This window comes from Pantoea sp. E2023-21 (genome assembly GCF_051302795.1).
Taxonomy (GTDB): Bacteria; Pseudomonadota; Gammaproteobacteria; order Enterobacterales; family Enterobacteriaceae; genus Pantoea; species Pantoea ludwigii_A.
Genome location: NZ_CP195345.1, coordinates 577,631 through 597,885, shown reverse-complemented (window position 1 = coordinate 597,885; position 20,255 = coordinate 577,631). Strand labels below are relative to the sequence as shown.

Sequence of the window (20,255 nt, the reverse complement as noted above, 5' to 3'; positions counted from 1 at the left end):
CCTCCTTAATCGAATTTCATCCGCACGGCTTTCAGATTGATCACCGCCAGCGCGCCCACCAGCAGGAAGATCAGCGTGGCGATTGCTGCCGCCAGGCCAAAGTCCTGCCCGCCGCCGCCTTCAAACGCAATACGCCAGGTGTAATTCACCAGTAAATCGGTGTAGCCCGCTGGCGTGGTGGTGCCGATACGATCCGGTCCGCCGTTGGTAAGCAGCTGCACCAGCACAAAGTTATTAAAATTAAAGGCGAAACTGGCGATCATTAGCGGCATCAGCGGCTTTAACAGCAGCGGCAGGGTAATCAGGAAGAAATTCTGCATGGGCCCGGCGCCGTCCATCGCCGAGGCTTCATAAAGATCGTCCGGAATGGCTTTCAACAGTCCCATGCAGAGGATCATCATGTAGGGATAACCGAGCCAGGTATTGACAATCACCAGCATGGTGCGCGCCAGCGTCGGATCGCTAAACCACGCGGGTTGGAAGCCGAACAGCGCTTTCAACATCACGTTGATTTCACCGAAGCTCTGATTGAATAAGCCTTTGAAGATCAAAATCGAGATAAACGCAGGCACGGCATACGGCAAAATCAGCATCACGCGATACACCGCTTTGCCTTTCAGCGCTTCCCACTGCACTAAGCAAGCCAACACCATGCCAACCGCCACGGTGAGCACCACCGTCACGAAGGAAAACAGCAGCGTCCAGCCAAAGATCGCCAGAAACGGTTTTTGAATCCCTTCATCAGTAAACACGCGAATGAAATTCTTCCAGCCGCTATTCACCGTAAAGCCCGGACTCAGCGCTTCGCCGCTGGCGTTCTGATAGAAACCGCTTTCGCGATTGGCCTGATACAGTACGCCGTTTTGCTGATTTTTTAGATCGCCATTAGGTTGCAGCACATACAGCGGGCGCGTGCCAGAGAACTGCCGCAGTGAACTCATCACCACCTGACGACCATCTGGCAGCTCGGCCTGAATCTGGTTCAGCGCCTGACGATGGGTGGTGACGATGCGCAGCGTGGCGCGTTCGCCCGGCGGCGGCGGGGCGCTGGCCAGTTTCAGCTGTTGCGCGCCGCCAAAGGCGAACGCCGGTGAGACGAAGGTTTGCCCGTTGGCGGCTTCGGTCAGTACCAGCTGCCAGCGATCGCCCGCCGGGATCAGCGAGAAATTAAGCGCCGATCCATCCTGATACTGACGGCTCAGCAACACCTGTTGCGCGCGTTCCAGCGTCAGCTGGTTGGTGCTGCTGTAGTTGGTAAAGGCAATCGCCACGGTACAGGCGAGGGGAAACAGGACGAACAGCGCCATGCCCGCAAGGCCGGGATAGACATAGCGCCAGGCATAAGCGCGACGATGGGCATAAATCCAGATGCCGACGGCGCTGATAATCAGCGTCACCAACGCAAACAGATATTCACCTTTTGCATACATCAGCACGAGCAGATAGCCGACCAGCAGACAGCAGATACCGAGAAAAAGAGCCTTCAGCACGGCGCTGAACCGTGCTGTTTTCGGTTTTCCTGACATGATGCGGTTTTCCTTAACAGCCAGTAACGAGCCGGATTGCGCCGGCTCTGGTAGAGAGGATTACTTGTTGAGTCGTGCCTGCGCATCTTTCAGCGCCGCATCGACGCTTTGACGTCCACTCAACGCATTCAGCGTGGCCGTGCGCATCGCGTACCAGAAGGCGGCCATCTGCGGAATGTTCGGCATGATGTCGCCGTTGCGCGCGTTGGTCATGGTGGCGGCGATACGTTCATCCTTCTCCAGCGTCTGCTGGAATGATTTCAGCGCCACCGCGCCAAGCGGTTTGTCTTTGTTGACCGCATCAAGACCGGCATCGGTCAGCAGGTAATTCTCCAGGAACTCTTTGGCCAGCTCTTTGTTTGGGCTGGCGGCATTGATGCCGGCACTCAGCACGCCGACGAAGGTTTTGGCGTTTTTGCCATGCAGCGTTGGCAGCAGCGTGACGCCGTAATTGATTTTGCTCTTGTCGATGTTGCTCCACGCCCACGGCCCGTTGATGGTCATGGCGGTTTGCCCCTTGTTAAAGGCGGCTTCGGCGATGGAGTAATCGGTATCAGCATTCAGCGTTTTGGCCTTTACCTGGTCAACCAGGAAGGTCATGCCCGCTTTGGCGCCAGCGTTATCCACGCCGGTATCTTTCACGTCGTAGCGGCCATCGGTGAGCTTAAAGGCATAAGCGCCGCCCGCCGCCAGCAGCGGCCAGGTGAAGTACGGCTCCTGCAGGTTAAACATCATGGCGCTCTTGCCCTGCGCGCGCATTTTCTTATCCAGCGCGGCGATCTCTTCCCAGGTTTTTGGCGGTTCAGGCAGCAGATCTTTGTTGTAGATAAGCGATAAGGATTCAACGGAGATTGGATAACCGATCAGCTTGCCGTTAAAGCGCACCGCGTCCCAGGTGAAGGGGAAGATTTTCTCCTGGAAGCGCGCGTCCGGCGAAATCTCCGCTAACAAGCCTGACTGCGCATAACCACCGAAGCGGTCGTGCGCCCAGAAGATGATATCCGGGCCGTCGCCAGTGGCGGCGACCTGCGGATACTTCTCTTCCATTTTGTCCGGATGCTCAACCGTCACCTTGATGCCGGTTTCCTGCTCAAACTTTTTACCCACTTCAGCCAGGCCGTTGTAGCCCTTATCGCCGTTGATCCAGATGACCAGCTTTCCCTCTTCAATTTTGGCAACGGCAGAAGCTGAAAACAGCACGGCCGTCAGGGCGGAAAGGGCAAGAATGCGTGCACCGGTTTTCATTGTCATAACTCCATCCTGTTAGCGGAAACGGAAATCGTTTTACCTGCCACATTGTGAGTATCTGCCGCCGCTTCTCATCCTCCCCGGCTCTACGCCTGCGCGCTATCAGTTGTGATCTGTGTTGCAAAACCACCCGGTTATTACGGACTGGCGCACAGAATCGCCGTGCTGCTCTGCGTGATACGTCACAAAAATGGTTGCCTGCCGCGTTGGGTCACCTGCGTCTGCACGTTCTCCTCCTCCCGCCTCCTCCCCCACGCTGACGCCCTGCGGTGGAGGATGTTGACGCTTACGTCCTTGCCCATAGTGGTCGCCGGGGTCTGTCCGTGGATTTGCGGACAAGGATTAGCAAGCTGAGAGGAAAGCATCATGTCGAGCGTTACGTTGCGCAGTGTCTCTAAGGTTTGGGGTGAAACCGAGGTGTCGAAAAACATCAGCCTTGAGATCGCAGAAGGAGAGTTCGTGGTGTTTGTCGGACCTTCGGGCTGCGGGAAGTCGACGCTGCTGCGCATGATTGCCGGTCTGGAAACCATCACCAGCGGCGATCTGTTTATTGGTGACAAACGCATGAATGAGGTACCGCCCGCCGAGCGCGGTATCGGCATGGTGTTTCAGTCCTACGCGCTGTATCCCCATCTTTCGGTGGCTGAGAACATGTCATTCGGCCTGAAGCTGGCGGGCACGCGTAAAGCGGAGATCCAACAGCGGGTCAATCAGGTGGCGGAAGTATTGCAACTGGCGCATCTGCTGGATCGCCGTCCCAAAGCGCTGTCGGGCGGTCAGCGTCAGCGCGTGGCGATTGGTCGCACGCTGGTGGCAGAACCGCGGGTGTTTTTACTCGATGAACCGCTTTCTAACCTCGACGCGGCACTGCGCGTGCAGATGCGTATTGAGATCTCACGTCTACATAAGCGCCTGAAGCGCACCATGATTTACGTCACCCACGATCAGACCGAAGCAATGACGCTGGCCGATAAGATCGTGGTGCTGGATGGCGGACACGTTGCCCAGGTCGGCAAGCCGCTCGAGCTTTATCACTATCCCGCCAATCGTTTCGTCGCCGGTTTTATCGGCTCACCGCGCATGAACTTCTTACCGGTGAAAGTCACCGCCACCGCCATCGATCAGGTTCAGGTGCGCTTACCCAACACTCAGCTGGTGTGGCTGCCGGTCGACAGCGCGGGTGTGCAGGTGGGCAGCAACATGTCGCTGGGTATTCGTCCTGAACACCTGCTCTCCAGCGATATCGCCGATGTCACCCTTGAAGGCGAGGTGACGGTAGTTGAGCAGTTGGGACACGAAACGCAAATTCACCTCCAGATTCCCGCTATTCGTCAAAGCCTGGTGTACCGCCAGGAGGACGTCGTGCTGGTAGAAGAGGGCGCCCTGATGGGCATCGGCCTGCCGCCGGAGCGTTGCCATCTTTTCCGTGAAGATGGCAGCGCCTGTCGCAGGTTACATCAGGAGCCCGGTGTTTAGCCCTGCAAAACAATAAAAGCAATGACCTCAGGAGATAGAAAATGTTAACTCTGCGCAAACTCCCTATCGCGGTTGCTATCGCGGCAGGTACACTCGCTGCCCCGTCAATGGCAGTCGATTTTACTGGCTATGCCCGTTCCGGCATTGGCTGGACCGGCAGTGGTGGGGAACAGCAATGTTTTCAGGCCACCGGTGCTCAAAGTAAATACCGTCTGGGCAACGAATGTGAAACCTACGCTGAACTAAAGCTGGGCCAGGAAGTATGGAAAGAGGGTGATAAAAGCTTCTATTTTGATACCAACGTCGCCTATTCGGTTTCCCAGCAGAATGACTGGGAAGCCACTTCTCCCGCGTTCCGCGAAGCCAACGTGAAAGGTAAAAACCTGATTGATGCGTTGCCGGGATCCACTATCTGGGCCGGTAAGCGTTTCTATCAGCGCCATGACGTCCATATGATCGACTTCTACTACTGGGATATTTCCGGTCCCGGTGCAGGTCTGGAAGATGTTGATCTCGGTTTCGGTAAACTCTCTTTTGCGGCCACACGCTCCTCTGAAGCAGGCGGCTCTTACACCTTCTCCAGCGATCAGATTCGTGATTACGCGACCAGCACCGCAAACGACGTGTTTGACGTGCGTCTGGGTGGTTTGGAAACGAACCCGAACGGCGTGCTGGAGCTGGGCGTCGATTATGGCCGTGCCAATGCGCGTGATGGCTATCGCCTGGAAGATGATGCGTCTAAAGATGGCTGGATGTTCACCGCCGAACATACGCAGAGCATGATGAAAGGCTACAACAAATTTGTGCTGCAGTACGCCACCGACGCACTGACTTCTCAGGGCAAAGGGCTGCCGCAGGGCACCAACATTAACAACAGCGGCAGCATGTATCGCGTCCTCGATCACGGCGCAATTACCCTCGCCGATCGCTGGGATCTGATGTATGTCGCCATGTACCAAAATACCGATCTCGATAACAACCGAGGTACCGAGTGGTACACCGTGGGCGTGCGCCCCATGTACAAATGGACGCCGATCATGAGCACGCTGCTTGAAGTGGGCTACGACAACGTGAAATCGCAGCAGGTGAACGAACGCAACGGCCAATACAAAGTGACCCTTGCGCAACAGTGGCAGGCGGGCGACAGCATTTGGTCGCGTCCGGCACTGCGTCTGTTCGCCACCTACGCCAAGTGGGATGAGAAGTGGGGCTACAGCAAAGACAGCGCAGGTGATTTGACCTCCTTTGCCTCTAACGACAGCAGCGGCAACGGCATCTTAACGAACAGCCGTGGCAACAATGATGAGGTGACATTCGGGGCGCAGATGGAGATTTGGTGGTAATGCTCCCGCGTCAGTCCTGATCGAGACAAACTCTTTTCGGCGCGGCGCGCCATTGCCTGGTTCGCGCCGCAGCCTGACAGCCTTTTGAGGTTTTACCATGATAATGAAAAAAACAGTTTTTGCGCTCTGTCTGAGCGCCGCGTTGTTCGCCGGCCAAAGTCTACCGGCGATCGCGGATGTCAATCTGGTACCACAGGATCTCTCTGCCGCGCCCACATTTCCTGCCGCCAGCCTGCAAACGCTGAGCTGGCTGCCGGTGGATACCTCGCGCACCCAGGTCACCACGCTGAGTGAGAGCCACACCAGGTTGAACGCTGCGGGCGTAACGGGTTCGGTGGCGGCCTACAGCTTGCCAGCCAATATCGGTGAACTCACCATTACGCTGAGCAGTGAAGTGAAACAAAATCAGGTGTTCGCGCCTAATGTGCTGGTGCTGGATGAGAACATGCGCCCGGCGGCCTGGTTTCCGGCACGCTTTTTCACCTATCAGCAGCCGGGCGTGATGGCGGCGGATCGGCTGGAAGGCGTGATGAAACTGACGCCTGCGCTGGGTCAGCAAAAGATCTATCTGCTGGTGTTTACCACCGAGAAGGATTTGACCGAAACCACCACATTACTGGATCCGGCTAAAGCCTACGCCCGAGGCACCGGCAATGCGGTGCCGGATATTCCCGATCCGATTGCGCAGCACAGCCGCGACGGCACGCTGAAACTCAAAGTGAAAACCAGTTCAGGTTCATCAATTCTGGTTGGGCCGCTGTTTGGATCATCAAGTCCTGCACCGGTAACGGTGGGCAATACGCAGCCGGTTGCGGCGACCACCTATCGCGCAGCCCCCGCGCCGGAGGCCAAACGTGAGCCGATCATGACGGATACCGAAGGTTACTTTAATCAGAACATCCGCGAAGCGGTTGAGAAGGGCAATATCGATAAGGCATTGAAGCTGCTGGATGAAGCAGAGCGTTTAGGCTCCACATCGGCCAGACAAGTGTTTATCAGCAGTGTTAAAGGCAAGGGGTAAAGCGCCCCGACACTGCTGATTTGTCCCATCTGGTGCGCTTCGGCGCACCTTTTTTATTGCAAGCTAAACACCGCACAGTTCGTAGCGGCGCGATTTATCGCGCAATGAATTGCGCCGTTACGGGTGAAGTTCGCCTTCCATGGCGAACATTCATTTCACCGTCCGCCGCCGTTGATCGATATCCGCCAGCAACGCGTTGATCTGCGGGTCTGCAAACATCTCCTCCAGCGAGGCGCTGAGTTTGCGCCGCCAGTTGGGATATTGGCTGGTGGTACCGGGAATATTCACCGGGGAAGCCATATCCAGCCACTCCTCAGGTTGCAGGCCAAGCAGCGCACTGTTGCTGTCGGCCAGATAGCGCTGCATCGCGGCATTTAGCGCCCGATCCATCACCTGTGGTTCGGCCTGTTCGGCTAGACAGCCGCTGCGTTGCAAGCTCTTAAACAGCGCGCGCCGTGCTGCCAGGCGTGACTTATTGAGCCCGGCGAGAATCTGCTTGTCAGGATAGAGTCCTAGCGCGCTGCCCAGACGTAAATCGTCGCTTTGCCACCAGCCGCGCAGGGTTGGCATATCGTGGGTGGTGGCGACCGCCATCGCCTGACGTGGCCAGCGGGAAGGGGCGCGAAAGGCCACGTTTGACGTCTGCTCAAAATAAAGCACTTTGTAGGAGTAAACGCCGGCTTGTTGGAGCTTGCCGATAATCTTCTCTGGCACCGTACCCAAATCTTCCCCAATCACCATGCAGTGATGACGCTGACTCTCCAGCGCCAGAATCGCCAGCAGATCGTCAATGGGATAATGGACATAAGCCCCTTCCGCCGCGCTTTCACCCTGCGGGATCCACCACAGCCGCAGCAGCGCCATCACGTGATCGATCCGCAATGCGCCGCAGTCGTGCATGTTGGCGCGCAGCAGCGCAATCCATGGCTCGTAGGCGCGGGCCTGCATAATCTGCGGATCCATCGGCGGCAATCCCCAGTTCTGCCCCAGCGGGCCGAGAATATCCGGCGGCGCGCCGACGCTGGCCTGCAAGCAGTAAAGCTCGCGATCGCTCCAGGTTTCTGCGCCGCCCTGCGCCACGCCCACTGCTAAATCGCGGTATAAGCCAATCGGCATTTCATGCTGCCGGCACACTGCCCAGCAGTCAGCGAACTGGCGAGCGGCCAGCCATTGCAGCCACAGATAAAAGCGCACTTCATCAGTGTGCTCGATGCGGAATGCCCGCACCGCCGCGCTGTCGGGAGATTGCAACTCCGCAGACCAGGTTGTCCAGTCGTAGCGCCGATCGTCTTCGGCGATCTGCGCGGCGTGCAGCGCATCGAAAACGCCCTGATGCAGCAAACTTTCACCGCCTTGCTGCATAAAGGCTTCAAAGGCCGCAACCTGATGATCCTCCGCACTGCGCTGCCTGAAGTGTTGCCAGGCTAGACGCAGCGCCTCCAGTTTAAGTCGGGTGACCGCTGAGTAATCAACCCACTCAGCGTTCCGCGCCGCCTGTAATGCTTGCAGCGTACTGTCCGCCTGCCACCAGCGCTGCGCATCTTCACTCAGCGTAAAATCCTCAACGGCGGCGACGTCGATATACAGCATATTGAGCCAGCGCCGCGATGACGGGCTGTACGGGCTGGCGCTTTCCGGGGTCGCCGGGAACAGTGCATGCAGCGGATTCAACCCAATGCAGGCACCGCCACGCTGTGCGACCGCGACCAGCATCTGCTTTAAATCACTGAAATCGCCGATTCCCCAGTTAGTAGCCGATCGCAACGTATACAGCTGAATACAGGCGCCCCACAGCGATTGCCCTTGCTGGATGGCTAGCGGCTCGTAACAGCGAACCGGCGCGACAATAATCCGGCTGTGAAACGCCTGCTGATGCGCGATAAAGGTCAGCTGGTGATAACCGAAAGGCAGCGCAAGCAAACGGATCGGCTGATCGGCAAGACAATGGCCTTTCCAGGTTTCTCCCTGTTCCGCAATCAGCTGCCATTCGCCTTCAATACCGGGCGCAGGCAGCACAATCTCAGCGTCTTCTCCTTGCACGATGTGCACCGGCGGCAGCGGCGAGGCGTTCATTTTTGGCGGATGCATGGCCGCCAGCAAACGCTGGCGGGTAATGGCAGAGACCGATTGCAGCTGGCCGTGGGCGTCGATGTATTCGCTGGCGATGTCTGCGGTTGGCGTGAGAGTGCTGTTCATCGCGTGGCCTGCCAGATGCGTTGCTGGTAGTCACGGATGGCGCGGTCAGCGCTGAACATGCCACAGCGTGCGGTGTTGAGAATGGCGGCGCGCGTCCAGCCAGGCTGATCGGCCCACAAGGTTTCTGCCTGCGCCTGCGCATTGAGGTAGTGGCGAAAATCGGCCAGCACCAGATAAGGATCGCCGCCTTTGGCGCTCAGGCTGTGCAGCAGCGGTTCGAACGCAGTGACGTCGCCGTCGCTGAAGGTGCCGTCTTCTAACGCTTTCAATACCCGATCCAGCTGCGCATCTTTTTTGCGCCATGCGTCAGGCGAGTAGCCTTCCGCTTTCAACGCGCTGACCTGATCGACGGTATGACCAAAGATAAAGATATTATCGGGCCCAACTTGCTCGGCGATCTCCACATTAGCGCCATCCAGCGTGCCGATGGTCAACGCCCCGTTGAGTGCCAGCTTCATGTTGCCGGTGCCGGATGCCTCTTTACCGGCGGTAGAAATCTGCTCCGACAGATCCGCTGCCGGGATCAGCCGCTCCGCAACCGAAACGTTGTAATCAGGCACAAACACCACTTTGAGGCGATCGCCAACGCGGGGATCGTTGTTGACGATAGCCGCCACTTTGTTAATCGCGTAGATGATGTTTTTGGCCAGCACATAACCCGGCGCGGCTTTGGCACCAAACAGCACCACGCGCGGCGTCAGGTTGGCCTGCGGATCGCTCACCAGCGTTTGCCACAGGGCGATAATGTGCAGCAGCGCGAGATGCTGACGCTTGTACTCGTGCAGACGCTTAATCTGCACATCAAACATCGCTTCAGGATTCACTTTGATGCCGGTGCGTTCTGCGATCCATTGCGTCAGCGCGATCTTGTTCTGTTGCTTGATGGCGCGGTATTGGGCCTGGAATGCGGCGTGATCGGCGTAGGTTTCTAATGCCTTTAGCTGATCGAGATCGGTGAGCCACGGCTGAGTGAGGGTTTTGGTGATCAATGTCGCCAGCGCCGGATTGCACTGGTTTATCCAGCGGCGCGGCGTGATGCCGTTGGTGACATTATGGAATTTTTCTGGCCACAGCGCGTGATATTCCGGGAAGAGATCTTTCACCACCAGCTGTGAATGCAGCGCCGCGACACCGTTCACTGCAAACCCGCTGGTGACACAGAGATTGGCCATGCGCAGCTGGTTGTTGTGCATCAGCGCCAGTTTCGCCCAAGTGGCTTCATCGCCTGGCCAGCGTGCCTCAACCTGCTTCTTCAACTGGGCATTAAGTTGGTTGATGATCAGCATATGGCGCGGCAACAGGGCACGCACCATACGTATATCCCAGCACTCCAGCGCTTCAGGCATTAAGGTGTGATTGGTATACGCAAAGGTGCGCTGGGTAATACGCCACGCCTCGTCCCAGCTCATCGCGTGTTCATCCAGCAGCAGGCGCATCAGCTCAGGGATCGCCAGCGTTGGATGGGTATCGTTTAGCTGAATGACCTCGTGATCCGGCAAGGATGCTATGCTGCGCCCGGCGCGTTGGTGACGGCGAAGAATGTCCGCCAGCGAGCAGGCGCACTGGAAATATTGCTGCATCAGACGCAGCTTTTTACCGTTGTCGTGATTGTCATTGGGGTAGAGCACTTTGGTAAGTTTTTCTGCCTCAATGCCCGGCTGCTCGGCACGCAGGAAATCACCGCGATTGAAGCGCTGCAGATCAAACGGCTGCGCATGTTTCGCCTGCCACAGACGCAGCGGTTGGGTTACGCCATTCTGATAACCCACCACCGGCAGATCCCAGGCTTCACCCAGAATTTGCACCGCAGGCTCCCAGCGCGGCACGCCATTTTGCGTGATGACTTTGCCGCCGAGATGCACCTGCACGGTTAACGCGGCATTGTGATTGAACCATGGATAGCTGTCGCGCTGCCAGTTGTCCGGCATCTCTTGCTGCGCGCCATCTACGAAGTGCTGGCGAAACAGACCGTACTGATAATTGAGTCCGTAGCCGGTGGCGGGTTGTCCAACCGTCGCCATCGAATCGAGAAAACAGGCAGCAAGTCGACCCAAGCCGCCATTGCCCAACGCCGGATCGGTTTCACACGCTTCCACGTCGCTTAGCGTAATATTCCACTCGGCCAGCGCCGCGTTCACGTCGTCATACCAGCCAAGATTGAGCAGATTGTTGCCAGTCAGTCGACCAATCAGAAACTCCATCGAGATGTAGTTAACGTGACGCTGCGGCGTGACTGACGCCGGCGCAGGCATCTCCGCCAGCATATCGGCCAGTGCGCCGCTTAACGCCTGCCACCATTGGTCTGGCGTCATCTCTTTTGCATCGTGCAGACCAAACCGTTGCCATTGTCGAGTTAGTGCGTGTTTAAAACGGGTGCGATCAAATTTCATAATCAGTCCTGTAACGGCGGAGGTGAATGTGCTTCATTCTGCGCGTCAGCCATTACACGCTCCTCCTCCCGCACCAAATTCAGCGGGGAGGATGAGCGGGGAGGAGAGGCTGAGGTAAATCTGAAAGCGTGACAAGAATGTGATAACCCTCGCTTTTGTTAAGTTTGCTTAATGGGTTCGCTTGCAATAGGTAAACGAATATCTGAACGTATGTGACGATTAATTACGAAGCGTAAAATAATGATGCGCCACGTTTAGGGAGAAGCGTTCACTGATGTTAATACCCTCCAAACTCAGCCGACCTGTACGCCTTGAGAACACGGTTGCGCGCGAGCGCCTGATGCAAAAACTCGGCGCGGCAGGCAATTACCGTTTGGTATTGGTGACCAGCCCGGCCGGATATGGCAAAACCACGCTGATATCACAGTGGGCGGCGGGAAAAGCCAATCTGGGCTGGTATTCACTGGATGAGGGCGACAATCAGCCTGAACGCTTCGTTGATTACTTAATTGCGGCCCTTCAACAGGCGACGCAGGGCGGTTGCGCCTCCAGCGAAGCGTTGGCGCAGAAACGGCAATATATCAATCTGAATGCGTTGTTCGCCCAGTTATTCAGTGAGCTGGCGGCGTGGCAGCAACCGACCTGGCTCATCATTGATGATTACCATCACATCACTAATCCCGTTATTCATGACGCCATGCGTTTCTTCTTACGCAACCAACCCGAAAATGTGACGCTCATTTTACTGTCGCGTAATCTGCCGCAACTTGGCATTGCTAATCTGCGCGTGCGTGAACAACTGATTGAATTAGGCAGCCAGCAGCTGGCGTTTACCCATCATGAAGCCAAGCAGTTTTTTGATTGCCGCCTGACCACGCCACTGGCATCCGAAGAGAGCGGTCGCCTGTGTGACGACGTGGCGGGCTGGGCGACTGCGTTGCAGCTGATTGCGCTCTCGACGCGTCAGGGCGCCAGCTCCGCCCAGGATTCGGCACGCCGACTTTCCGGTATTAACGCTAGCCATCTTGCCGATTATCTGGTGGAGGAAGTGCTGAACAACGTGGACAGCGCCACGCGCAATTTTCTGCTGAAAAGTGCGCTGCTGCGTTCTATGAATGACACGCTGATTGCCTGCGTAACGGGTGAAGAACAGGGGCAAATGCGGCTGGAAGAGATTGAGCGTCAGGGGCTGTTTTTACAGCGCATGGATAACTCGGGCGAGTGGTTTAGCTATCATCCGCTGTTTGGCAGTTTTTTGCGTCAGCGCTGTCAGTGGGAACTGGCGGCGGAATTACCTGCGCTGCATCGTGCGGCGGCTGAAAGCTGGATGCGACTGGGTTTCCCCGGCGAAGCGATCCATCACGCGCTGGCCGCCGGTGATGCGTTGATGCTGCGCGACGTACTGCTGCAATACGCCTGGACGCTGTTTAATCAGAGCGAACTCACGCTGCTGGAAAACTCTCTCAAAGCGCTACCGTGGGAGATTCTGCTGGAGAATCCGAAGCTGCTGCTGTTGCAGGCGTGGCTGATGCAAAGTCAGCACCGTTTCTCCGAAGTGAGCAGTTTGCTCACGCGTTTTGAACACTCCTGTAGCGAAGAGATTGATGATGTGCTGCGCGGCGAATTCAATGCGCTGCTGGCGCAGGTTTCGATTAACGACGGTAATGCCGAAGAAGCTGAGCGGCTGGCGTTGCTGGCGCTCACAGCGCTTCCCGAAAGCCGACAATACAGTTGCATCGTGGCCACTTCGGTATTGGGCGAAGTGATGCACTGCAAAGGCGAGCTCAGCAGTTCGTTGAAGCTGATGCGCCAGACCGAGCAGATGGCGCGTCGTGAAGAAGCGTGGAATTACGCGCTGTGGAGCCTGATTCAGCAGAGTGAAATTCTCTTCGCGCAGGGATTTCTCCAGTCCGCTTATGAGATGCAGGAGCGGGCATTTGTATTGGTCAAAGAGCAGCATCTGACGCAGTTTCCCATGCATGAATTCCTGCTGCGTATTCGCGCTCAACTATTGTGGGCGTGGGGCCGACTCGACGAAGCGGAACAGGCGGCGCGCGAAGGGATGAAAGTGCTAAAAGGCTATCAGCCACAGCAGCAGATTCAGTGCCTCGGTTTGCTGGTGCAGTGCTCGCTGGCGCGCGGCAATCTCGATAATGCCCGCAGCCACCTAAGTCGGCTGGAGAATTTGCTCAACAACGGATCGCTGCACAGCGACTGGATCGCCAATGCTGATAAGGTACGGGTAATTTTTTGGCAGATGACCGGCGACAGCCAAAGCGCCAGCAGCTGGATGCGTCAGACCGCGAAGCCTGAGTTTGCCAATAACCACTTCCTGCAAGGGCAGTGGCGCAATGTCGCCCGTGCGCAAATTCTGCTGGGGAATATGAGCCAGGCCGAAGTGGTGCTGGATGAACTGAATGACAATGCCCGTGCGCTCAACCTGATGAGCGATATCAACCGCAATCTGCTGCTGTTAAATCAGATTTACTGGCAAACCCAACGCAAAGCGGAAGCCCAACAGGCACTGACCGAAGCGCTGAAACTGGCGCGCAGCACGGGTTTCGTCAGCCATTTTGTGATTGAAGGTGAAGCGATGGCGCAGCAGCTGCGGCAACTTATTCAGCTCAACACCCTGGATGAACTCGATAATCATCGCGCCAGACGGATCCTCAGCGAGATTAATAAATATCATCGCCATAAGTTTGCCCATTTTGACGAAGGCTTTGTTAGCCGCCTGATTAATCATCCCGATGTGCCGGAGCTGATCCGCACCAGCCCGCTAACCCAACGCGAATGGCAGGTTTTGGGGCTGATCTATTCGGGATACAGCAACGATCAGATTGCTGGCGAGCTGGATGTCGCTGCCACCACGATCAAAACGCATATTCGCAATCTTTACCAAAAATTGGGCGTGACGCACCGCGCAGAGGCGATGAATCAGGCGCAGTCGATGCTGCGGATGATGGGGTATGTGTAATAAATCGGTCGCCATAAATGGCGTAATGCCGATCAGTTAAGCACCAAGCCACTTTCGTTCGCCATCGGCTGGGGCACTTTCAGCTATGCCGTGCGGCGACCGAGCAGAGGACGCCTGGCCGCGCCCTCTGCACTCCCGGGCCCTGCGCCAGCCCGCCGCTGCGCGGTGCCTTCACTCATTCACGCTTCCTGACGGACCGGCGGCGATTCGCTCCTGCTCAGCGCCGCCTCTCGCCGCATCCCTGCGGCGCGCCCTGGAATCCTTCACTCGCTCAGCGGACTGGGATGTCGCCTCAACACCCACGCTGGAGCATCAATGCCTATTTATTAATCAATGTCGCTGTAACGGCTGTAGGGTCACCATTCATGGCGACCAAGTTACCGAGCCAATGCGCTGCTTAACTGACGAGCATTACGCCATAAATGGCGACCCTGCGAAAAACCGCGTCAAATCAAGGTAGGGTGCGCATCAATGCGCACCTGGGAATATATGAAATCATGGTTTCATCAGTTTATTTCTCTTGCGAGCCACTCTTCGCGGGTTAACTCCCATAATTCGTAATCGAGAACACCCGCGACATACTCTTTTTTACCGGTTTTTATCAGACGCATGCCAGATTTACGTGAGATCATCACCGAGCCGGTATTCACCGCCGCTTTTGGCACGCGTAATACTTCGCGGCCCAGCGTTCTAAACCAGAAGTCGTTCACGGCGTTGCAGGCTTCACTCATGAATCCGCGTTGCTGCCACTCAGGTACCAGCCAGAATCCGCGGTTATCATTTTCTTCATCGCGCAATTCGATCAGCCCAATTAATTCCTCAGGTTTATCCTGGCGTCTGATGCTCCAGCACCAGCATCGACCTTCGTTGACAGCGGGCAACACCACGTTATCCACGTAATCTTGCGAGGCACCTTTAGGATAAGGCCACGGCACGGCAGCATTGAGATAACGCACGATCTCCCAGCGAGGGAAAGCAATTTGCATCGCCTGCCCATCGCCGCTTTCAAGTGGCTTCAGGATTAATCGTTCCGTTTTGATTTCTGGCGTCATATATCCTCCATTTTGGGCCTTTGCTCCAGCCTGGTCATCGTCAATTAAGGTTTGTCCCTGCTATCCAGCCGCAGTTGCATAAATGTTAGATCCAGCCAGCGGCCAAATTTCGTTCCTACCTGGCTAATCTGTCCGGCATCGGTAAATCCTAACTTGCGATGTAACGCGATTGAAGGTGTGTTTTCAGACTCAATGCCCGCCACCATCACGTGCTTACCTTGCTCGGTCGCATGCGTGATAAGTGACTGCATTAATGCCGCACCAATGCCTTTTCCCTGTGACGCTTTATGGACATAGACCGAATGTTCAACCGTGTAGCGGTATCCATCCCAGGGGCGCCAGTCACCATAGGAAGCGTAGCCGAGCGCATTATCCTGCTCATCAACGGCAACCAGAACCGGAAATCCCGCCGTTTGCCGATCTGACAACCATTTGATTCGGTTAGCAATATCGACCGATTGATCATTCCAGATAGCAGTGCTGTTTAGCACCGCATCGTTATAAATATCAGTGATTACCGCTGTATCTTTTTCAACTGCCGAACGTATGCTCACCATAGACACCTCGCTGTTATGCCACTAAAGTAGACACTTCGTACACTATCTTATATATCCACTATGTCAGACGAAAAATCCACTAAAGAAGATGATTTAAACGCGCGCATTGGCAAAAAAGTGAAGGCTGAAAGGGAAAAACGCAGCTGGTCGCTGACTGAATTGGCTGAGCAATCAGGCGTATCTCGGGCAATGATCCATAAAATTGAACGGGGCGAAAGCAGTCCTACAGCAACGTTGCTGGCACGTTTGGCGGGTTCGTTTGATATGAGCATGTCGCAACTGATCGCGTTGAGCGAAGTTCAAACGGGAACATTACTGAAACAGCATGAGCAGCCGGTTTGGCAGGACCCTGAAACGGGATACATACGACGCCACGTGTCGCAGGGGCAGATACCGCTCGATCTTGTCAGCATCGAATTGCCGCCCGGTGTTAGCGTGCCGATGCCGGTCATTTCCTATCTGTCGCGCCGTCAGCTTATCTGGATTTTAGAGGGCGAATTACGTTTTCAAGAAGGTGAAAAAATCTTCGAAATGCAGACTGGCGATTGTCTGGAACTGGGCGATCCTGCTGACTGTATTTTCAGGAATGACTCAGAACAACGTTGTCGCTATGCGGTCATCGTACTCAAATAAAAGTAGCAGCAGTTAAACATCCATTATTAATGGACGTAAAACTGCCGCCTGGATTGTGCCTTAATGCGCGCACCAGTTCCTGAGCGAATTAATCCCGCCATCAGGTGAGGTAAAGCCAGAACAACCTAATATCGAGTCGAATAACTTCTCGTGGAATACCGGCGTTTTGTCATTCTGCAGTTGCTGAAGTTTGGCAAATGACGCTTTGTTATTACTGTCACTTAAAAACGTATCTGATGCCCAAACCATAATCGGCACCGTTCGCTGCGCCATCGGTGCATGATCGCGTGGTGTGCCGTGGAAATGCAGATTATCGGAAATTGATTCCCCATGATCCGATGCATAAAATACGATGGCATTTTTATCCTTCAGGCTGTCGAAAGTCTGCTTAAGAAAATAATCGGTATATAAAAGACTATTATCATAGGAATTAATCATCTCCTCGGTGCTGCAGGCATCATCAATGCCCTGACACTCCGGCTTATAACGCGCAAACGCCCGTGGATAGCGCTCGGTATACATATAGTGTGAGCCTTTGGTATGAAGAATCACAATGTGTTTACCCTGCGGATGGCGCTGAATAGAGTCCTGCAATTCATTAATCAGTGCCATATCATCCACCGGCTTACCGACATTCCGCTTCTCCGCCTGAATAGATTCGCGCATTGAATAACTGTCAGCCATGACTTTGTTATAGAACCAGGCTTCGCTCTGCATCGAATAGAGATCTTCCGAGAATCCCTGCTTCTTCATCACTGTGAAGACATTCATCTCTTTCAACGTACGCTGCGGGGCTTCTGAGGCGCCGCCTTCTCTGACAAACATACAGCGCAGCGAGAGCTTGGTTGAGGTATCACAGGAATAGCCCTGCAAGTGAACCAGGTTTTTTTCGTGATCGAGATAAGGCGTGTTATCGCGATCGTAACCGTATAAACCCATGTGATCGCGGCGGGCACTTTCACCAATCACAAACACGATATACAAGTTATCCGCATTTTTCGGTGGAACGTATTTAAAGTGCTCAGCAGGATCGTAAAGATTACGGTTATCTTCAGCCTGGCTGAACGAACTATAAGCCAGCAAGCCAACGCCCGATAGCCAGTTAGACGGCGAATAAGTACCCGCAACAATGCCACCATAGCTGGCCATCATGCGATTATTTTTCTTATCCTGTTCATCCTGCACCTTGCCCATTAAATTCAACGGCAACCAGCAACCTAATGCGGCAATAACAATGGCGATAGTTTTATAAGACCAGTAACGCTTTTTACTGATATTTGTCACTGGATTGCCGCGCATTCCGCGCCAGATAAGCCATAGTGGGACGATGTTAATGATCACCATCCATAGCATAAAGTGCCAACCAACTGATTCCTTAGAAAGGTCTAATGAATCGGTGGCCAAAACGGCGGCGATAATGCCATAACCAATATCAATATTAAAGAAAATCATGTAATAACTGGCGGCGCTGGAGAATATCACCAGCATGGTCATTAATACGCGCGATAGATATTTTCCGGTTAATGAGGTTAACAACGTTAACAGCATGACCAAAAAAAATGCAGCCATGACCTCAGTCATTAATGAAAGGGTATTATCAAACTGCAGTTGCGTATAGCGACGGATGAAAATCGGAATATTAAGAAGTACGCCGATATAGAGCGAAATAAACACCGGTATATAAAACTGCTTAACCCAACCCTTTGTAAACATGTATTCCTCGTTATTATAATGAAAACTAATCACTTGCCTGTAAATTGACAGCCATAAGTAAGAGGATGGATTTGGGGATCAGTTCAACCATTGGTGGGCCTAAAGTATGTTATAATGTAACAATCAAATGCAGGCGCTTATGCTCTGATTAGGGTTCGCCGCAACCACTTTACCCGCAGACTGCTAATCAATGCAGTGGAGATCCTCATTCTGTATATGCATTTCCCTCATCATTTCATTCAATATGCATGACCTGGAGGGGGAACAGTATCAGGTAAAGTGATGGAGTAACTGACTATTTTTGTTAGGAAGAAACTTCATAATTCATAAAATAGAATAAACAGGAAATTAATTTTTTTATAAATAGCCAGGAACTTTCTGATTGTTAAGGTGATATTCTGCACAAAAGTGCTTACACAAAACTTACAATTAATTTCGCTTAAGTCTTATTATGATGGCAAAAACATGGATGTCACTGGCGCTGGGCGTCGGTATGATCACAACTTCTGCATTTGCGGCACCGTTAAATCCGGGCGACCGCGATTATATTCAGAATCAGCAACAAAAACGTTTGCAAAATGACCAGCAGCAGCGAGATGCGCTGTGGAGTGCTACAGTGCCGCAGAGCACGCCAGCAGCGGATTCTGGTCAGGCTGGCCCCTGCTTTCCGGTGCAGCATATCGCTATTCGCAACGCCACGCTAATGTCTGCCAGTCAGCAGCAATCACTGGCCGAACCTTATATTCAACGCTGCCTGAACTTAACCGAAATTAATTCGCTGGTACACGCTATTTCTGACTGGTATATGCAAAGAGGCTATATAACCAGTCGGGCTTTTTTAATTGAACAGGATTTATCGCAGGGCGAATTAATTATACCGGTGCTGGAAGGGAAGCTGGACGCCATTCGTCTCGACGACCAGCATCCGCGTTCACTACAGATGGCGTTTCCGGGCCTTGAAGGAAAGATACTCAATCTGCGCGATATTGAGCAGGGCATGGAGCAGATTAACCGCGTGCGCACAACGCCGGTACAGATTGAAATACAGCCGTCGCCTAAAACCGGTTATTCCGTGGTCAACCTTACGGCGACGCCGGAATTCCCGCTCAGCGCATCGCTGGGTTTTGATAACAGCGGACAGAAAAGCACCGGGGTTGGTCAGCTTAACGCCTCGCTGACGGGCAATAATCTGCTGGGACTGGCCGACCGCTGGTTTATCAGCGGCGCACGCAGTAGCGCTTTCAGCCAGTGGCGTGACGCGCAGAGCCTGCAGGCGGGCGTCAGCGTACCTTACGGCTACGGACTGCTCGACTACAGCTACAGCTGGAGCAACTATCACAGCAGCTTCGTCAACAACGGCTTCACCTGGCTGAGCAACGGCGACAACGTGTCGCACCGGCTTAACGGTTCATGGGTGCTGTTTCGCAACGGCGATATCAAAACCGGCGTCCAGCTCGGCCTGAATCACTATTCCAGCCACAACTATCTCAACAATACCTTGTTGCAGAGTAGCAGTCGCAAAATCACCAGCGCGCAACTGGGACTCAACCACACGCAGAAAATCCTTGGCGGCGTCGCTACGCTCAACCCGACGTTCACGCGCGGCATGCCGTGGTTCGATGCCGAAGATGACGCGGGCAAAACCGGCGATTTGCCGAAAGCGCAGTTCCGCAAGTGGAGCATCAGTGGCAGCTTCCAGCGCCCGCTGGCTGACAATCTATGGCTGTTGAGTAGCGTTTACGGTCAGTGGTCGCCCGATCGACTCTATGGCAGCGAACGCCTGACGCTGGGTGGCGAAAGCTCGGTGCGCGGTTTTAAGGAGCAGTATCTCTCCGGTGATGCCGGTGGCTATCTGCGCAACGAACTGAGCTACAGCCTGTTCACGCTGCCGGTTTTGGGCGACGTCAGCGCGCTGGCTGCCATCGACGGCGGCTGGCTTAAGAGTGACGCGCAGAACCGCGAATCCACCGGCACCTTGTGGGGCAGCGCGTTAGGCCTTAGTACGCGCGGCCGCAATTTTTATACCCAGTACACCGTCGGCATTCCGCTTAGCTATCCCGGCCATATGCAGCCGGATCACGTCAGCATTTACGCCCGCGTCGGGCTGGTTTTCTAAGAGGCAA

At 54.7% G+C, this 20,255-nt stretch carries 13 protein-coding genes; 6 read left to right on the top strand and 7 right to left on the bottom strand.

All coding sequences use genetic code 11. The features are described 5' to 3' along the window. Positions 1–5: 5 nt before the first annotated feature. Together malF and malE are read right to left on the bottom strand one after the other, a co-directional pair. The gene (gene malF, locus ACRQ84_RS21695; protein WP_483818063.1) at positions 6–1,526 is read right to left on the bottom strand and encodes a maltose ABC transporter permease MalF; all 1,521 of its coding nucleotides are present in this window, start codon (positions 1,524–1,526) and stop codon (positions 6–8) included. Between the two features lie 60 nt (positions 1,527–1,586). Further along, positions 1,587–2,777, bottom strand: coding sequence for a maltose/maltodextrin ABC transporter substrate-binding protein MalE (gene malE, locus ACRQ84_RS21690; protein ID WP_064740246.1), 1,191 nt, complete (start codon positions 2,775–2,777; stop codon positions 1,587–1,589). 363 nt (positions 2,778–3,140) lie between these two features. Between malE and malK the strand changes: the two genes are divergently transcribed. The 3 genes from malK (at position 3,141) to malM (ending at position 6,614) form a co-directional block, all read left to right on the top strand. Further along, positions 3,141–4,250, top strand: a complete 1,110-nt coding sequence (gene malK, locus ACRQ84_RS21685; RefSeq protein ID WP_064740245.1) for a maltose/maltodextrin ABC transporter ATP-binding protein MalK — start codon at positions 3,141–3,143, stop codon at positions 4,248–4,250. Between the two features lie 41 nt (positions 4,251–4,291). Then, a complete protein-coding gene (locus ACRQ84_RS21680) occupies positions 4,292–5,593 on the top strand; it encodes a maltoporin (protein WP_064740244.1) in 1,302 nt (433 codons plus the stop codon). Between the two features lie 97 nt (positions 5,594–5,690). After that, on the top strand, positions 5,691–6,614 hold the full coding sequence (gene malM / locus ACRQ84_RS21675) for a maltose operon protein MalM (RefSeq protein ID WP_483818062.1): 924 nt from the start codon (positions 5,691–5,693) through the stop codon (positions 6,612–6,614). Between the two features lie 150 nt (positions 6,615–6,764). Here malM and malQ read toward each other — a convergent pair whose 3' ends face one another. Then, positions 6,765–8,810, bottom strand: a complete 2,046-nt coding sequence (gene malQ, locus ACRQ84_RS21670) for a 4-alpha-glucanotransferase (RefSeq protein WP_483818061.1) — start codon at positions 8,808–8,810, stop codon at positions 6,765–6,767. Continuing rightward, the gene (gene malP / locus ACRQ84_RS21665; protein ID WP_483818060.1) at positions 8,807–11,200 is read right to left on the bottom strand and encodes a maltodextrin phosphorylase; all 2,394 of its coding nucleotides are present in this window, start codon (positions 11,198–11,200) and stop codon (positions 8,807–8,809) included. Before malP ends, malQ begins: the two co-directional genes overlap by 4 nt. Positions 11,201–11,474: 274 nt before the next feature. On the opposite strand from malP, the gene malT reads away from it, so the two are divergent. Then, a complete protein-coding gene (malT, locus tag ACRQ84_RS21660; RefSeq protein ID WP_483818059.1) occupies positions 11,475–14,177 on the top strand; it encodes an HTH-type transcriptional regulator MalT in 2,703 nt (900 codons plus the stop codon). A gap of 506 nt (positions 14,178–14,683) precedes the next feature. Here the strand turns inward: malT and ACRQ84_RS21655 are convergent. Together ACRQ84_RS21655 and ACRQ84_RS21650 are read right to left on the bottom strand one after the other, a co-directional pair. Then, positions 14,684–15,229 carry a GNAT family N-acetyltransferase gene (locus ACRQ84_RS21655; protein WP_483818058.1) on the bottom strand — a complete coding sequence of 182 codons (546 nt, stop codon included), beginning with the start codon at positions 15,227–15,229 and terminating at the stop codon, positions 14,684–14,686. A 44-nt stretch (positions 15,230–15,273) separates the two neighbouring features. Continuing rightward, a complete protein-coding gene (locus ACRQ84_RS21650; RefSeq protein ID WP_483818524.1) occupies positions 15,274–15,783 on the bottom strand; it encodes a GNAT family N-acetyltransferase in 510 nt (169 codons plus the stop codon). A 63-nt stretch (positions 15,784–15,846) separates the two neighbouring features. Here ACRQ84_RS21650 and ACRQ84_RS21645 point away from each other — a divergent pair, with 63 nt between their 5' ends. Beyond that, positions 15,847–16,419 carry a helix-turn-helix domain-containing protein gene (locus ACRQ84_RS21645; RefSeq protein ID WP_483818057.1) on the top strand — a complete coding sequence of 191 codons (573 nt, stop codon included), beginning with the start codon at positions 15,847–15,849 and terminating at the stop codon, positions 16,417–16,419. Positions 16,420–16,479: 60 nt separating this feature from the next. Here ACRQ84_RS21645 and eptB read toward each other — a convergent pair whose 3' ends face one another. Then, entirely contained in the window at positions 16,480–18,132 is a 1,653-nt protein-coding gene (gene eptB, locus ACRQ84_RS21640) for a kdo(2)-lipid A phosphoethanolamine 7''-transferase (protein WP_483818056.1), read from the bottom strand. Between the two features lie 451 nt (positions 18,133–18,583). Between eptB and ACRQ84_RS21635 the strand changes: the two genes are divergently transcribed. After that, positions 18,584–20,248 carry a ShlB/FhaC/HecB family hemolysin secretion/activation protein gene (locus ACRQ84_RS21635; RefSeq protein WP_483818055.1) on the top strand — a complete coding sequence of 555 codons (1,665 nt, stop codon included), beginning with the start codon at positions 18,584–18,586 and terminating at the stop codon, positions 20,246–20,248. Positions 20,249–20,255 lie beyond the last annotated feature (7 nt).

Excerpts from the sequence above, each read along its gene's own strand:
- malM (WP_483818062.1), top strand. The coding sequence starts at position 5,691 with ATGATAATGAAAAAAACAGTTTTTGCGCTCTGTCTGAGCGCCGCGTTG.
- malF (WP_483818063.1), bottom strand. The coding sequence starts at position 1,526 with ATGTCAGGAAAACCGAAAACAGCACGGTTCAGCGCCGTGCTGAAGGCT.
- malP (WP_483818060.1), bottom strand. The coding sequence starts at position 11,200 with ATGAAATTTGATCGCACCCGTTTTAAACACGCACTAACTCGACAATGG.
- ACRQ84_RS21680 (WP_064740244.1), top strand. The coding sequence starts at position 4,292 with ATGTTAACTCTGCGCAAACTCCCTATCGCGGTTGCTATCGCGGCAGGT.
- eptB (WP_483818056.1), bottom strand. The coding sequence starts at position 18,132 with ATGTTTACAAAGGGTTGGGTTAAGCAGTTTTATATACCGGTGTTTATT.
- ACRQ84_RS21655 (WP_483818058.1), bottom strand. The coding sequence starts at position 15,229 with ATGACGCCAGAAATCAAAACGGAACGATTAATCCTGAAGCCACTTGAA.
- malE (WP_064740246.1), bottom strand. The coding sequence starts at position 2,777 with ATGACAATGAAAACCGGTGCACGCATTCTTGCCCTTTCCGCCCTGACG.
- malK (WP_064740245.1), top strand. The coding sequence starts at position 3,141 with ATGTCGAGCGTTACGTTGCGCAGTGTCTCTAAGGTTTGGGGTGAAACC.
- malT (WP_483818059.1), top strand. The coding sequence starts at position 11,475 with ATGTTAATACCCTCCAAACTCAGCCGACCTGTACGCCTTGAGAACACG.
- ACRQ84_RS21635 (WP_483818055.1), top strand. The coding sequence starts at position 18,584 with ATGATGGCAAAAACATGGATGTCACTGGCGCTGGGCGTCGGTATGATC.
- malQ (WP_483818061.1), bottom strand. The coding sequence starts at position 8,810 with ATGAACAGCACTCTCACGCCAACCGCAGACATCGCCAGCGAATACATC.
- ACRQ84_RS21645 (WP_483818057.1), top strand. The coding sequence starts at position 15,847 with ATGTCAGACGAAAAATCCACTAAAGAAGATGATTTAAACGCGCGCATT.